This is a genomic window from Nucisporomicrobium flavum (assembly GCF_016464385.1).
In the GTDB taxonomy this organism is placed as follows: Bacteria; Actinomycetota; Actinomycetes; order Mycobacteriales; family Micromonosporaceae; genus Actinoplanes; species Actinoplanes flavus_A.
This window is the reverse complement of record NZ_JADMLH010000007.1, coordinates 393257-407471: the sequence shown is the minus strand read 5'-3', so window position 1 is coordinate 407471 and position 14215 is coordinate 393257. Positions and strand designations below refer to the sequence as shown.

Sequence of the window (14215 nt, the reverse complement as noted above, 5' to 3'; positions counted from 1 at the left end):
CTACGGCAACCTGACCCAGTCGCAGATCGCCGAGCAGATCGGCATCTCCCAGATGCACGTCAGCCGCCTGCTCACCAAGGCCCTGACCAAGCTGCGCACCCAGCTCGCCGCCGAGACCCTCTGACCCGTACGACGCCACGAACGCCGGCCCCCTGGGAGCCGGCGTTCGCCGTGTCGGCGACCTCCTGGCTCAGGCGACCACGCTCTTCTCGATCGCGACCAGGGAACCGCTCTCCATCGCGACCCACACCCGGGACTCCTCGACCCACAGTCCGTGCGGCTCCTTGCCGGGCAGGTCGCCGAGGGTGATCTCACCGTCGGCGGAGACCCGGGCCACCTGGCCGGAGCCCCACAGCGTCACCCAGCACGCGCCGTCGGTGTCCACCGCGACGGCGTGCGGCCGGCAGGCGGCGTCGGCGAACTCGATCCGCTCCACCGAGCCGGACGGGTCGACGCGACCGACGCAACCGCCGGCGATGTCCGCGTACCAGACGCCCGCAGCGGAGGCCGCGACGCCGACGGGCGCGGCCGGGGCCCGGCCGGCGGGGAGCTCGACGAGCCGCACCGTGCCGTCGCGCACGCAGGCGAGGGCGCCGGCGGCGTTGAGCGCGGCCCAGGGCCGGCCGTCTGCGTCGACGGTGAGCATCGCCGCCCGGGCGTCCGCGACCGGCAGATCGACCGACGTGACGGTGCCCGCCGCGGTGACCCGGCCGATCCGGTTGCGCCCCGGTGCGGTGAACCAGACGTCACCGCCGGGGGCGGCGGCGATGCCGTAGGGCGCCGATCCGGGCTCCAGGTCGATCACAGTACGGCCGCCCGAGGCGTCCCGCCTGGTCAGCCGATCGTCACTCCTGGTGCACCAGAGCGCGCCGTCGGCTGCGACGGTCAGCAGCATCGGCCGGCCCTCGCCCGGCGGGAGCGCCTCGTGCTCGAACCCGCCGCCCGGCAGCATGCGGGCGAGTCCCGGCGGATCCAGGACCGTCGTCCACAGGGCGCCGGTGGCATCTCGGGCCAGCGCGTACGGTGCCCAGCCCGGCGGCAGGACCACCTCGCGGCACATCTCCGGCCGGAGTGACGACATGGGCCTCCTCCTTCTAACGCTACATCTGTAGCATTAACCACATGTCATCCGACGCGCAAGCCCGTTCCACGCGCCCGGGTGCGGCCCGGCCGGGCGGCCGCACGGCCCGCACGCGGGAGCGCGTGCTCGACGCCGTGACGTCGCTGCTGCTCGAAGAGGGGTACGAGGCCCTGACGGTGGACGCCGTGGCCGCGCGCTCCGGAGTGCACCGCACGACGGTCTACCGCCGCTGGCGGGACACCGGCAGCCTGCTCGCCGACTCCCTCGACGCCGCCCGTGAACAGACGTGGGAGCCACCGGACACCGGCACGCTCCTCGGCGACCTGACCGGCATCAACCGCCAGATCGTCGCCGCCCTGACCGAGGACCCGTCGATCACCCGGGCCCTCATCGCGGCGTCGTTCCGCTCACCGGCGGCGGCCCGGGCGCTCCGGTCGTTCTGGGAGGACCGCTACGCCCGCGCGGCCGTCGCCGTCGAACGCGCCGCGCGCCGGGGCGAAGCCGCCGGGAACGTCGATGCCCGGACCGTCCTCATCGCCTCGTGCGCGCCGATCTTCTACGAACTCGCGGTCATGCGGTCCCCGGCCACGGAGGACATCGCCGAACGGTACGCCCGGGCCGGCGTCGCGGTCGCCGCCCGGCGCTCCTGACCCCGGCCGACGACGGACGCGCCGCCCCTGACGAGCAGGGACGGCGCGCCGATGCGGGAGCCGGTCAGCTGGCGCCGCTGTTCTGCCAGTTCAGCCGGGTGAGCAGCTGCCGTGCCCCGTCCGCGACCTCCGCCTCGACGACCACCGCGTACTGGGCGGCCTGCAGGCTGCTGCGCGACGAGAAGTCGCGGCGGCCGCCGGTCATGGCCTGGGCGATCGCGCCGAAGACGGCACCCCAGATGCCGCCGATGATGAGGCCGAGCAGGATCACGCCGACCCAGTTGGAGTCGCTGAAGATGCCGAAGAACAGGCCGATGAACAGGCCGAACCAGGCGCCGCTGGCCGCGCCCGCGAGCGCGGCGCGGGCGGTGGTCATGCGGCCGAGGACGTTCTCCACGAGGCGCAGGTCGGTGCCGACGATGCTGGTCCGTTCGACGGGGAACTTGTTGTCCGACAGGTAGTCCACCGCCTGCTGGGCCAGCGCGTAGTTCGGGTACGTGGCCATCTGGACGGTGGCGCCGGGCATGGTGCTCCGGGCCGTGGGGTCGGCGGCGGGGGTGGCCGGTACGCCGGCCGGGCCGGGCGGGACGGTGCCGGACGTGCCGGGCATTCCCGGTTCCGGGGTCGGGGTGGTCATGGTGGCTCCTCCAGGGTGTCAGTCGGTGAGGGGTCCGGACTGGGCCGAGGCGGGGACCGGGGCAGCGTCCGGGGTGGAGGGCTGGTCGCCCGCGGCGAGGCGGACCCAGACCGCGAAGGTTCCGGCGACCGCGGCCGTGACCGCCGCGGTGCCGGCCGCGAAGGCGAACCGGCCGGAGACCAGGTCGGGGACGACCCGCTCGGAGAGCGCGACCGCGCCGAGGCCGAGCAGCGCGGCGACCGAGCTGATCGCGCCTGTCACGGTGAACAGCAGCATGGCGAGGCGGTTGGGGCGGGCGGTCACGCCGGTGATGCGGACGCGGCGGGCGCGCACGATCGTCGACGCGAGCGCGCTCCACGCGAGGACGACCAGCAGGGCCGCGACGGTGTCGCTCGGGCGGTGCCACTCGGCCCAGACGGTGGCCACGGCGATGATCGTGACGTACGCCGCCCCGATCAGCGCGACGGTGCCGCGGATGGCGAACGGCAGCACCAGGATCAGCGCGAACGCCACCGAGGCGGCCGCGGTGGTGTGCCCGCTCGGGAACGAGTTCGGCGCGGGGAAGCCGTCCAGGTCGGGCCGGGCCAGGTGGGTCTTGAGCAGCCGGGTGCTGGCGTTGGCGCCGAGCACCAGGACCGCCGCGGCGAAGGCCAGGTCGGCGCGGCGGCGGACCACGCCGATCGCCGCGGCCGCGAGGCAGATGGCCACGAGGCTGACCAGGGTCGTGCCGTTCAGCGCCCGGTCCAGAACCTGCACGACGCGTGGGTGCTGCACGTCGGCGCCGCGCATGACCAGCGTGTCGATCGTCTGGCCGAGCGGCGTCCGCACGCAGGCGTAGTAGACGGCTGCCACGCCCAGGGCCGCCAGCACGCCGACGAGGGCGTGCGCCAGCACGTGGCTGACTCCCCGGCGCGGGCTGGGGGCTTCGGCGGCGGGGGCGGGGCGCGAGGCCAGGGCCGTCATGGGCGGTTTCCTCCTGAACGTCACTGCGGGGCGGTCCCGCAATGCCCATTCGGCGTGAATTTCAAGCGCGGACCGGCGCGGATCCCGGGAGGAAAGGAGCGGCAACTCGACTGCACCCCGGCGGTGCCTGGGCCCGCAACGGCCCGCCGAGACCTTCTAACGGAGCCGAAGCACGGACGCCGACGCCGCTATGGAGGGGACATAGATGACGTACACCGCCGCCCGACGACTGCTCACCGGGCCGCTGCTGGTCGCCGCGCTCGGAGCCGGGCTGGTCGCGGCGCCCGGCGTGGCCAGTGCCGCCGGGGTGACCGCCACGATCAAGGTGGGGAGCTCGCTGAAGGTGCGCTCCGCGCCGTCGCTGGCCGCGAAGGCCGTCGGATCGCTGCGCAACGGGCAGAAGATCACCGTCGTGTGCACCGTGACCGGCCAGAACGTCCGCGGCGCCGTCCGCACCACCACCGCCTGGGACAGGCTCGGCACCGGGCGGTACATCTCGCACGCGTACGTGAAGTCGGCCAAGGCCGCCCCGCGGTGCGCCGCGACCTCGCCCACCGCCGTGCCCGTCAAGGCGAAGCCGTCCACCCCGGCCGGAAAGCGGTACGTGGTCGGCACGGTCAAGAGCTTCGAAGGCAAGGTCAACCTGCGCTCGGCGCCGTCGACCTCGTCCTCGGTGCTCGGTACGGCCGCCAGCGGCGACAAGGTCAACCTGGCGTGCGCGGTCACCGGGCAGAGCGTCTCCGGCACCGTGCGCACCACCTCGCAGTGGGACCGGACGTCGGCGGGCACCTACATCTCGCACGGGTACATGTACTCCGGGCCGCTCCCGGCGTGCACCGGCTCGTCGGCTCCCGCACCCACGGTGTCGCTGACCCCTGACCAGTTCATCCGGGCGTCCGTTTCCGGCGCGCAGCGCGGCTGGCGCGAGTACGGCGTCCCGCCGTCGGTGACGATCGCCCAGGCCATCCTCGAGTCCGGCTGGGGCCGCAGCGGCCTCGCCTCGGTGGACAAGAACTACTTCGGCATCAAGTGCCAGAACGGCTCGTACGGCAAGCTGGCGAACGGCTGCCACGTGTACCGGACGAACGAGTGCACGAAGGCGGGCGACTGCTTCTCGACCTCGGCGGCGTTCCGCACGTACGCCACCCAGGGCCACTCGTTCCGCGACCACGGCAGCTTCCTGCGGGTGAACCCCCGGTACGCGCCGGCGTTCGAGTACACCCGCGACGCCAACAAGTTCATCTGGAAGGTCTGGAAGGCCGGGTACGCCACCGACCCGAACTACTACACGAAGGTCACCGGCATCATGGCGAGCTGGAACCTGTACCAGTACGACACCTGGAAGTAAGTGAGTGATCTTCATCCCCGTCGGCGGAACCTCGCCGACGGGGGTGATTTGCGTTTTATGCTCCGTTCAGTGGGGAGCAGGGGGACCATCGCGCACGGTGAGACGCGGCGAGCGCGCCTCGCCGGTCCGCTGCTCGCCGCTGCCGTACTCGTCATCGGGCTCGCCGTCACGCTGCGTACCGTCGGCGCGCTGCACGACGACCAGCGCGCCGCCGCGGCCCGGGTGATGGACCAGCGGACGGCCGTGGCCCGCGCCGCCGTCACCGCCGAGACCGGCCGGTACCGGGACCTCATGCAGGCCGTGGCTGCCGGGCTGGGCACGAACACGAGGCTCACCGCCGGGGACTTCGCCGCCGCCACCGCGCCCCTCGAGACGGCCGGGCTGGTCGGTGCCACGTCGGTGGCGTTCGTCGTCGCGACGCCCTCCGGCGAGATCGAGGAGACCGAGCGGTTCTGGCGCTCCCGCGGCGCGGACGGGCTCACCCTGCAGCCGCGCGGCGACCCGGACCTGCACCTCTTCTCGATCTTCCAGCGCACCCTCAACAACAGCGCCGCCGTCGCCTCCGGTATCGACGTGGCGTCCGCGCCCGAGGGTGCCGCCGCGCTGCTGGAGGCACGCCGAACCGGCCGGCCCACCGTGTCGGACGCGTACGTGCTGCTGCGCGACCGGAACGTGCCCCTGATCCACCGGCAGCTGTCGTTCATCTTCGTCGCGCCCGTCTTCACCGCGCCCGCCGGCGACGGCGACCTGCCGAGTTTCCAGGGCTGGGTCGCCATGGGGCTGCGCGGGCAGGACTTCCTCGGCGGCGTGCTCGGCACCGCCAGCCAGGGCCTGCTCGACGGCGAGCTGTACGCGACCGACGGCCAGGGCCAGCGCCTCAAGGTGGCCGCGTACGACGCCCCCGGCCGGCGTGATCTCGAACGGCAGGCGACCTTCCCGGTGGCGGACCACCAGTGGACGCTGCTGACCGGCGCGGACTCGCACCGGCTGCCCGGCGCCCGCAACGGCACGCCGACCACCGTGCTGCTCGGCGGCATCCTCCTCACGCTCATGCTGGCCGTGCTCGTGTGGGTACTCGCGACGGGCCGGTCCCGCGCCCGGGAGCAGGTGCTCGTGGCGACGGCGGAGCTCCGGTCGGCCGAGGCGGAGAGCCGCCGGCAGGCGGGCCTGCTCGGTGCGATCATGGCCAGCCTCGGCGACGGCGTCGGGGTGGTGGACGAGAACGGCGCGTTCCTGCTGCACAACCCCGCGGCCAAGGCGCTGCTCGGCGTGGCCGTCGACGCCGACCGGCCGGACGACTGGCAGGCGCACTACGGCATCTTCCGCCCGGACGGCCGTACGCCCTTCCCGCTGGAGGACATGCCGCTGGTGCGCGCCCTGCAGGGGGAGGTGTCGGACGGCGTCGAGATGCTCATCCGCAACGAGCAGCGCCCGGACGGCATCCTGATCAGCGTCGACGGGCGCCCGCTCGACCCCAGCGCGGGGCAGCACGGCGCCGTCGCGGTGTTCCACGACATCACCGAGCTGCGCCGGTACGAGAACGACCTGGCCGTCTTCGCCGGCGTGGTGGCGCACGACCTCAAGGCGCCGCTGGCGGTCATCCGCGGGCACTGCGAGACCGCCGGCGACGAGCTGGCCGACGCGCCGCCGGGCCCGGAGGTCACCGAGGTGCGGGCCGCGCTCGACCGGATCATGAACGCGGTGGACCGGATGGCGGCGCTGATCGACACGCTGCTGGCGTACACGACGTCGCGGGACGCCCCGCTCACCCCGCGGAACGTCCCGCTGGGCCCGCTGGTCGCGGAGGTGGTCGCGCAGCGCACCGAGCACGTGCGGCCGGGCGCCGGCCCGCCGCCCGACGTGTACGTGGGCCCGCTGCCCGAGGTGCGCGCGGACCCCGCGATGCTGCGGCACGTGCTCGACAACCTCGTCGGCAACGCCCTCAAGTACGTGCCGCCCGGGCGCGCCGCCCGCATCGATGTCACCGCCGGGCCGGCCGAACCGGGCTGGGCCCGCATCGAGGTGGCCGACCGCGGCATCGGCATCCCGGCGGACGACAAGCCGGCCATCTTCGAGTCGTTCCACCGGGCCCGGACCGCCGCCGGGTACGCAGGCACCGGCCTCGGCCTGGCGATCTGCCGGCGCATCGTGGAGCGCCACGGCGGCACGATCGGGGTGGCCGACAACCCCGGCGGCGGTACGCGCTTCCACTTCACACTGCCCCTGGCCGCCCCGGAGGCCGGGGATCCCGGCGCGGACCGGGACGATCGGGTGGCGCTGGACCGGGCGCTGTCCGAGCGGGCCGAGGCGGAAGCGGCCGCGCTGCCCGCCGTCGGCGAGGCGTTGAGGCCGCCCGCAATTCGCCCGCCCTGCGTGGCGGAGGCCCCCGCCAGGGCCGCCGCGCCGCCGTCGTCGTCCGGGGCGCCGGTACTCAGGCCTGCCGTGGCGGCAGCAACGCCGCGACGCACGCCAGGAGCTGGGCCGGCAGGAACGGCTTGAGCAGCGTCGCGGTGGCACCCACCTCGGCCGCGCGCTCGTCGCCCGGCAGCAGCGACCCGCTGGCCAGGACCACCGGGATGTGCCGCAGGTGCTCGTCGGCGCGGATGGCCCGGCACAGGTCCAGCCCGGTCATCCGGGGCATGTCCACGTCGGTGACCACGACGTCCGGGCGGTGCCGGCGGACCGCCTCCAGCGCGGCCTCGCCGTCGGTCGTGGCGACCACCTCGTGGCCCGCGCGTTCGAGGGCGCGTTGCAGGACGAACAGGATGTCCTCGTGGTCCTCTGCGACGACGATCATGCTCCGTGCCCTGCTTTCTCCGACGACGTTGTCGGCAGACATAAAGACCGAACCGGGCACGGGAAACGGGCGGGCCGCCATTTTGTAGCAGGATGGGAGCCATGACGATTCCGTCCGCGCCGCTCGGCGGGCCGCTCGCCATGCCGCTGCTGGGCTTCGGCACGTGGCAGATCCGCGGGGACGCCGCCTACGAGGCGGTCCGCGAGGCCCTCGAAGCCGGCTACCGCCACCTCGACACCGCGACCATGTACGGCAACGAGGCCGAGGTCGGCCGGGCCCTCGCCGACAGCGGCGTACCCCGCGACGAGGTCTTCGTGACCACCAAGCTGCCGCCGGAACGGGCCGGGCAGGAGCGCGACACCCTCGACGCCAGCCGCCGCGCGCTCGGCGTGGACGCGGTCGACCTGTGGCTCATCCACTGGCCGCCGCGCCGGGGCCGGTCCGTGGCGGTGTGGCGCGAGTTCGTGGCCGCCCGCGACCGGGGCCACGCCCACGCCATCGGGGTGAGCAACTACGACATCGGCGACCTCGACGAGCTGATCGCCGCCACCGGGGTGACGCCCGCGGTCAACCAGATCCGCTGGGGCCCCAAGCTGTACGACCCCAAGCTCGTCGCCGACCACCGCGAGCGCGGCATCGTCGTGGAGGGGTACTCGCCGTTCAAGACGACGAACCTGCACGACCCCGTGCTCACCGGCATCGCCACCGCCCACGGCGTCGACCCGGCCCGGGTGGTGCTGCGCTGGCACGTGCAGCACGGCGTCGTGGTGATCCCGAAGAGCGGCACGCCGGAGCGGATCGCGAGCAACGCGCGCCTCGACGGCTTCGTGCTCAGCGACGAGGAGATGGCGGCGATCGACGCGCTGTCGCCGCTGTCCTGACAGCGGCGATAATCACCAGGCATTCCGCGCGGGCAGTCTCTATTGTTGAGCGGTTATGTCTGTGACCCCCATCAGCCAGGACCTCGCCGAGCTCCGCCGCAGGATGTCCGACCTGCTTCCCCGCGACGAACGCCGGCTGCAGCGGCGGCTCGAGGGCACCAGAAGGATCCGCGACGAGGCCGCGCGGGCCGCCGTCCTGGCGGAGATCACCGACGAGCTGACCCGGGCGGAGCAGCGCCGCGACGCGCGCCTGGCGTCCGTGCCGGCGGTGTCCTATCCCGAGGACCTGCCGGTCAGCCAGCGCCGGGACGACCTGCTCGCCGCCATCCGCGACCACCAGGTCGTGATCGTGGCGGGCGAGACCGGCTCCGGCAAGACCACCCAGCTGCCGAAGATCTGCCTCGAGCTGGGCCGGGGGCTGCGCGGGCAGATCGGGCACACCCAGCCGCGGCGCATCGCCGCCCGCACGGTCGCCGAACGCATCGCCGAGGAGCTGGACACCCCGCTCGGCGCGACCGTGGGCTACAAGGTGCGCTTCACCGACCAGGTGTCCGACGACACCATGATCAAGGTGATGACCGACGGCATCCTGCTCGCCGAGATCCAGCACGACCGGATGCTGCGCCGCTACGACACGCTCATCATCGACGAGGCGCACGAGCGCAGCCTCAACATCGACTTCATCCTCGGGTACCTGCACCAGCTGCTCCCGCAGCGTCCCGACCTCAAACTCATCATCACTTCCGCGACGATCGAGACGCAGCGCTTCGCCGAGCACTTCGCCGGTCCGAACGGCCCCGCGCCGGTCATCGAGGTCTCCGGGCGTACGTACCCGGTGGAGGTGCGCTACCGCCCTCTGGTGGAGGAGACCGGGGACGAGGGCGAGGAGAGCCGCGAGGAGCCGATCGATCAGGTGGACGGCATCGCCGCCGCGGTCGACGAACTGGGCCGGGAGAGCAGCGGGGACATCCTCGTGTTCCTCAGCGGCGAGCGGGAGATCCGCGACACCGCCGAGGCGCTCACCAGGAAGGATCTGCGCAACACCGAGATCGTCCCGCTGTACGGCCGCCTCTCCGCCGCCGAGCAGCACCGCGTGTTCGAACGCCACACCGGCCGCCGCGTCGTGCTGGCCACCAACGTCGCCGAGACCTCGCTGACCGTGCCCGGCATCAAGTACGTCATCGACCCCGGCACCGCCCGGATCTCGCGGTACAGCAACCGGCTCAAGGTGCAGCGGCTGCCGATCGAGCCCGTGTCGCAGGCCAGCGCCAACCAGCGCAAGGGCCGGTGCGGGCGGACCAGCGAGGGCATCTGCATCCGGCTCTACTCCGAAGAGGACTTCGAGGGCCGCCCCGCCTTCACCGAACCGGAGATCCTGCGGACCAACCTGGCCTCGGTCATCCTGCAGATGACCAACCTGGGTCTCGGCGACCTCGCGGCGTTCCCGTTCATCGACCCGCCGGACCGCCGCAACGTCACCGACGGCGTCAAGCTCCTGGAAGAGCTCGGCGCCCTGGACAAGAGGAAGCTGACCCCGATGGGCCGGCAGCTCGCCCAGCTGCCCGTCGACCCGCGGCTGGCCCGCATGGTGATCGAGGCCGGGAAACAGGACTGCGCCGCCGAGGTGATGGTGGTCGCCGCCGCCCTGTCCATCCAGGATCCGCGGGAGCGGCCGGCGGAGCGGCAGCAGCAGGCCGACGAGAAGCACGGGCGCTTCACCGACAAGGAATCCGACTTCTTCACGTACCTCAACCTGTGGCGCTACCTGCGCGACAAGCAGCGCGAGCTGTCCGGCAACCAGTTCCGCAGGCTGTGCCGCGCCGAGTTCCTCAACTACCTGCGGGTGCGCGAGTGGCAGGACATCTACTCGCAGCTGCGACAGGTCGCCCGCGGGCTGGGGCTGACGATCACCGAGGACGACGAGCGGGTCCCCGACGCCCAGCAGTTCCACACCGCGCTGCTCTCCGGCCTGCTCAGCCACATCGGCCTCAAGGACACCGACAAGCGGGAGTACCTCGGCGCCCGCGGCGCGAAGTTCGCCATCTTCCCGGGCTCGGCGCTGTTCAAGAAGCAGCCCCGCTGGGTGATGGCCGCCGAGCTGGTGGAGACCTCCCGGCTCTGGGGCCGGGTCAACGCCCGCATCGAGCCGGAGTGGGCCGAGAAGCTCGCGCCGCACCTGGTGAAGCGCAGCTACAGCGAGCCGCACTGGGAGAAGAAGCAGGGCGCCGTCATGGCGTACGAGAAGGTCACCCTGTACGGCCTGCCGATCGTGCCCCGCCGCAAGGTCGGCTACGGGCGCATCGACCCGGCGCTGTCGCGCGAGCTGTTCATCCGGCACGCGCTGGTCGAGGGCGACTGGGACACCCACCACGCGTTCCTCGCCGACAACGCCAAGCTGCTGGCCCGCATCGAGGAGATCGAGAACAGGGCCCGCCGGCGCGACATCATGGTCGACGACGAGACCGTGTTCGCGCTTTACGACGCCCGCATCCCCGCTGACGTGGTTTCCGCCCGGCACTTCGACGCCTGGTGGAAGAAGGCGCGGCGCGAGGATCCGCAGCTGCTCACCTTCACCCGCGAGCAGCTCGTCAACTCCGGGCGCGACGCGGTAGACCCGGCCGCGTACCCGGACGCCTGGCTCGCCGGGGGCGTACGGCTGCCGCTGAGCTACCAGTTCGAGCCGGGCAGGGCGGCGGACGGCGTGACCGTGCAGGTGCCGCTCCCGCTGCTCAACAAACTCGACGCCGACGACTTCGGCTGGAACGTGCCGGGCCTGCGCAAGGAGATCATCGTCGCGCTGATCCGGGCACTGCCGAAGCAGCTGCGGACCAGCTTCGTGCCCGTACCGGACTGGGCCGACGCCGTGCTGGCGCGCATCCCGGCCCGCCGCGGCGCGCTCAGCGACGCGGTCGGCGACGAGCTGCGCCGCCTCACCGGTGTGGTCGTGCCGCGCGACGCGTGGCGCCCCGGCCAGGTGCCGGAGCACCTGCGGATGAACTTCCGCGTGGTCGGCGAGGACGGCACGGTGGTGGGCGAGGGCCGCGACCTCGACGTGCTGCGCACCAGCCTCGCGCCCAAGGTCCAGGAGACCATCTCGGCCGCCGCCGGCGACATCGAGCGGCGCGGCATCCGGACCAACGACTTCGGTACGCTGCCCCGCACCGTCAAGCAGATCCGCGGCGGCTACGAGGTCACGGTGTACCCGGCGCTCGCCGACGAGGGCGACAGCGTGGCGGTGCGGGTCTTCGAGACCGAGGCGGAGCAGCGCGAGGCGATGCGCGCCGGCACCCGCCGCCTCCTGCTGCTCACGCTGCCCCCGGCAGCCCGCTACCTGCAGGGGCGGCTGGACAACCGGGCGAAGCTGGAGCTGTCGCGGGGCAACCCGTACCGCTCGATCGCGGAGCTGCTCGACGACTGCGCGGGCGCGGCCGTGGACCGGCTCGTGCAGGACGCCGGCGGCCCGGCCTGGTCGTCGGAGGCCTTCACGGCCCTGCGCGAGGAGGTACGCGCCGAGCTGGTGGACGCCACGGCCACCGTGGTGAAGCAGGTGCAGGCGGTGCTGGCGACCGCGTACGAGATCGGCCAGCGTCTCGGCACCACCCGCGACCCGGCGCTCGTGCCGGCGCTCGCGGACGTCCGGGCGCAGCTCAAGAGCCTCGTCTACCCGGGGTTCGTCACCGACACCGGCTGGAAGCAGCTGCACCACCTGCCGCGCTACCTCAAGGGCATCGTTCACCGCCTCGACCGCCTCGGCGGCACCCTGGCGCGCGACCGTCAGTTGATGGCCCAGCTGCACGAGATCGAGGCGGAGTACCGCGAGCTGCGGGCCGAGCTGCCGAAGGGCGGGCCGGCCGAGGAGGGGCTGAGGGAGATCCGCTGGATGCTCGAGGAGCTGCGGATCAACTTCTTCGCGCAGTCGCTCGGGACGGCGTACCCGGTGTCGGACAAACGCATCTTCAAGGCGATGGACCAGCTGCCCGCCTGACGTTTCCGCGCCCGGGGAGGTGCGCTGCGGGGAGCGGTCGGGTGCCGTTCGGTTACCCGGCTGCCATGGGGCCCCCGGAGGCCCTAGCGTCCTTCCCATGACGAACGAATTCCTCGCCTTCGCCCCGATTTCCGCCGCTCCCGCCGTCGACCCGGCCCGCGCGCTGCTGGACGAGATGATGGCGCGGGTCGGCGTCGACGGCCTCGCCGCGGCGCTGGCGGACGCCGGCCTGCTCGCCCAGGTCGACCAGCACGCCGCCGCCGTCCGCGACGCCTTGCACCAGGCCGGCCGGCAGATCGACGCGGACGGGCTCGCCGCGTACGCCAAGTCGATCGCCGCCGCCGCCGAGCGGATGGGCCGGCCGGTGCCGCAGCCGGGGTTCGCGTACGTGTCGGGTTCCGCCTGGCTCGCCGCCGAGTGGCACCTGATGCGACTTGTGGCCGTCTGCATGATTGCGGAGTCGGCCGGACTGCTCTGATTCCCTGCCCGAAACGCGGAGGCCACGAACTTTCGAGTAGTTAGGCCCCGAAAGTACGTTTTGGGCATGCACCACCACTCGAGAATCACCGCACTGGCCCTGTCCCTGCCCGCCCTGGCCGCCGCGGCGCTCCCCGCGCCCGCGCTCGCGGCCCCCGCAGCACCGGCGGCCCCGGTCTCCTCCGCGCCCGTCACGGTCGCGCGCTACACGTTCGACACGGGCACCGTCGGCGGCGGCAGGATCGCCGACCGCTCGGGCCGTGGCTCCGCCCTCACCGTCCGCCGGGCGGACGGCGGCAGCATCCACTTCAACGGCACCACCTCCGACAAGTACGCCGCGTTCCCCGCGCCGTGCGCCGCCTCGGCCTCCGCCTGCCCCCGCGTCCTGCTGGAGGGCACCGACGACGCGGACCTCGACCCGGGCACCCGCCTCTTCCGCTGGGGCGCGACCGTACGCCTCACCAAGGCGCAGGTCACCGACTCGTCCAACGTCATGCAGAAGGGCGTGGCGGACACCGACAGCCAGTGGAAGATGCAGATCGGCGCCAACCAGGGCAAGGCCCAGTGCGTCGTGGTCGGCACCGGCTCGGAGCGGGCGGAACCGCGGATCGTCCGCTCGACCATCGGCATCGCCGACAACAAGTGGCACACCGTGATGTGCCAGCGGTCGCGCTCGACCCTGACGGTCTACATCGACGGTACGGCCCGCGGCAAGGTCACCATCCCGGCCACCCTGTCGATCTCCAACAACCTGCCGTTGCGCATCGGTGGCCCCAACTTCCACACCCGCAGCGACATGTTCCACGGCCTGCTCGACGACGTCTGGGCCCGGGTGGGCTGACCGGCACCGCCGGCCAAGCCGAGGCTCGCCGGCAGCACCGGCCAGGCTGAGGCGTGCCGGCCCCACCGGCCCGGCCGGGGCGCGCGGGCGTGATCGCGCCGCCGGGCTGACACGCCGGTCCGCCGCACGCGGCCGCACACGATGATGGCCGGGACCCTCAAGAGGGTCCCGGCCATCGGCATGCCGGTCGGACGCCCGATCCGCTCGGTGCGGCGGGCGGGCCCGGTCAGCTGCGGCGGAACGCGTACGAGCGACCCCCGGCCGCACCCGCGGCCCGGCCGGACCGGGCGCGCCCGGAGCGTTCCCGGGCGGCCTGGCGGCTGTCGCGGGCGCCGTGGTGATCGGCGGCGGGCTTGCGGTCGTCGCCGCCGGCGGTCACGGACGGCAGCGGCACGGCGGCCGCCAGGTCGCGGCGGGCGAGGTCGTCGGCGTCGACGTGGACGGAGAAGGGCTGAGCAGGCAAAGGTGCCTCCTGAAAGAGGGAAGGGACGGGCCCGGGTGCCGGTCGCGGCGACCGTCGGCAGGCTGTGCCGCCGGAACTACCCGGTGCCGGAG

At 73.3% G+C, this 14215-nt stretch carries 13 protein-coding genes; 8 read left to right on the top strand and 5 right to left on the bottom strand.

Translation table 11 applies throughout. The features are described from left to right. Positions 1 to 124, top strand: a 124-nt coding sequence (locus IT780_RS19890; RefSeq protein WP_267910100.1) for a sigma factor-like helix-turn-helix DNA-binding protein, incomplete at its 5' end; no start/stop codon positions are given. Between the two features lie 66 nt (positions 125 to 190). On the opposite strand, the gene IT780_RS19885 is transcribed toward IT780_RS19890, so the two are convergent. Continuing rightward, positions 191 to 1081 (bottom strand): Vgb family protein, encoded by an 891-nt coding sequence (locus IT780_RS19885; RefSeq protein WP_233413093.1) that lies wholly within the window; start codon positions 1079 to 1081, stop codon positions 191 to 193. Positions 1082 to 1122: 41 nt separating this feature from the next. On the opposite strand from IT780_RS19885, the gene IT780_RS19880 reads away from it, so the two are divergent. After that, positions 1123 to 1731, top strand: a complete 609-nt coding sequence (locus IT780_RS19880; RefSeq protein ID WP_233413092.1) for a TetR/AcrR family transcriptional regulator — start codon at positions 1123 to 1125, stop codon at positions 1729 to 1731. 64 nt (positions 1732 to 1795) lie between these two features. On the opposite strand, the gene IT780_RS19875 is transcribed toward IT780_RS19880, so the two are convergent. Both IT780_RS19875 and IT780_RS19870 read right to left on the bottom strand, forming a co-directional pair. Continuing rightward, complete coding sequence (locus IT780_RS19875) at positions 1796 to 2368, bottom strand: YflT domain-containing protein (RefSeq protein ID WP_199513078.1); 573 nt, start codon at positions 2366 to 2368, stop codon at positions 1796 to 1798. A gap of 18 nt (positions 2369 to 2386) precedes the next feature. After that, the gene (locus IT780_RS19870; RefSeq protein ID WP_199513077.1) at positions 2387 to 3331 is read right to left on the bottom strand and encodes a phosphatase PAP2 family protein; all 945 of its coding nucleotides are present in this window, start codon (positions 3329 to 3331) and stop codon (positions 2387 to 2389) included. A gap of 205 nt (positions 3332 to 3536) precedes the next feature. Between IT780_RS19870 and gsmA the strand changes: the two genes are divergently transcribed. Both gsmA and IT780_RS19860 read left to right on the top strand, forming a co-directional pair. Further along, on the top strand, positions 3537 to 4679 hold the full coding sequence (gene gsmA, locus IT780_RS43200; RefSeq protein ID WP_199513076.1) for a sporangiospore maturation cell wall hydrolase GsmA: 1143 nt from the start codon (positions 3537 to 3539) through the stop codon (positions 4677 to 4679). Between the two features lie 69 nt (positions 4680 to 4748). Then, positions 4749 to 7178 carry an ATP-binding protein gene (locus tag IT780_RS19860; protein WP_307831268.1) on the top strand — a complete coding sequence of 810 codons (2430 nt, stop codon included), beginning with the start codon at positions 4749 to 4751 and terminating at the stop codon, positions 7176 to 7178. On the opposite strand, the gene IT780_RS19855 is transcribed toward IT780_RS19860, so the two are convergent. Next, a complete protein-coding gene (locus IT780_RS19855) occupies positions 7111 to 7476 on the bottom strand; it encodes a response regulator (RefSeq protein WP_199513074.1) in 366 nt (121 codons plus the stop codon). The genes IT780_RS19860 and IT780_RS19855 overlap by 68 nt on opposite strands. A gap of 101 nt (positions 7477 to 7577) precedes the next feature. On the opposite strand from IT780_RS19855, the gene IT780_RS19850 reads away from it, so the two are divergent. The 4 genes from IT780_RS19850 (at position 7578) to IT780_RS19835 (ending at position 13660) form a co-directional block, all read left to right on the top strand. After that, complete coding sequence (locus tag IT780_RS19850; protein WP_233413091.1) at positions 7578 to 8357, top strand: aldo/keto reductase; 780 nt, start codon at positions 7578 to 7580, stop codon at positions 8355 to 8357. Between the two features lie 55 nt (positions 8358 to 8412). Next, positions 8413 to 12342: an ATP-dependent RNA helicase HrpA gene (gene hrpA / locus IT780_RS19845; protein ID WP_199513073.1), complete on the top strand. Its 3930-nt coding sequence runs from the start codon at positions 8413 to 8415 to the stop codon at positions 12340 to 12342. Between the two features lie 97 nt (positions 12343 to 12439). Next, the gene (locus IT780_RS19840) at positions 12440 to 12820 is read left to right on the top strand and encodes a DUF6401 family natural product biosynthesis protein (protein WP_199513072.1); all 381 of its coding nucleotides are present in this window, start codon (positions 12440 to 12442) and stop codon (positions 12818 to 12820) included. Positions 12821 to 12886: 66 nt separating this feature from the next. After that, positions 12887 to 13660 (top strand): LamG-like jellyroll fold domain-containing protein, encoded by a 774-nt coding sequence (locus IT780_RS19835; protein WP_199513071.1) that lies wholly within the window; start codon positions 12887 to 12889, stop codon positions 13658 to 13660. A gap of 226 nt (positions 13661 to 13886) precedes the next feature. Here IT780_RS19835 and IT780_RS19830 read toward each other — a convergent pair whose 3' ends face one another. Continuing rightward, positions 13887 to 14123, bottom strand: a complete 237-nt coding sequence (locus tag IT780_RS19830) for a hypothetical protein (RefSeq protein WP_199513070.1) — start codon at positions 14121 to 14123, stop codon at positions 13887 to 13889. Positions 14124 to 14215: the final 92 nt, after the last annotated feature.

Bases quoted from the DNA above. Each gene is read 5' to 3' on its own strand.
- IT780_RS19885 (WP_233413093.1), bottom strand. From the start codon at position 1,081: ATGTCGTCACTCCGGCCGGAGATGTGCCGCGAGGTGGTCCTGCCGCCG.
- IT780_RS19880 (WP_233413092.1), top strand. From the start codon at position 1,123: ATGTCATCCGACGCGCAAGCCCGTTCCACGCGCCCGGGTGCGGCCCGG.
- IT780_RS19875 (WP_199513078.1), bottom strand. From the start codon at position 2,368: ATGACCACCCCGACCCCGGAACCGGGAATGCCCGGCACGTCCGGCACC.
- IT780_RS19870 (WP_199513077.1), bottom strand. From the start codon at position 3,331: ATGACGGCCCTGGCCTCGCGCCCCGCCCCCGCCGCCGAAGCCCCCAGC.
- gsmA (WP_199513076.1), top strand. From the start codon at position 3,537: ATGACGTACACCGCCGCCCGACGACTGCTCACCGGGCCGCTGCTGGTC.
- IT780_RS19855 (WP_199513074.1), bottom strand. From the start codon at position 7,476: ATGATCGTCGTCGCAGAGGACCACGAGGACATCCTGTTCGTCCTGCAA.
- IT780_RS19850 (WP_233413091.1), top strand. From the start codon at position 7,578: ATGACGATTCCGTCCGCGCCGCTCGGCGGGCCGCTCGCCATGCCGCTG.
- hrpA (WP_199513073.1), top strand. From the start codon at position 8,413: ATGTCTGTGACCCCCATCAGCCAGGACCTCGCCGAGCTCCGCCGCAGG.
- IT780_RS19840 (WP_199513072.1), top strand. From the start codon at position 12,440: ATGACGAACGAATTCCTCGCCTTCGCCCCGATTTCCGCCGCTCCCGCC.
- IT780_RS19835 (WP_199513071.1), top strand. From the start codon at position 12,887: ATGCACCACCACTCGAGAATCACCGCACTGGCCCTGTCCCTGCCCGCC.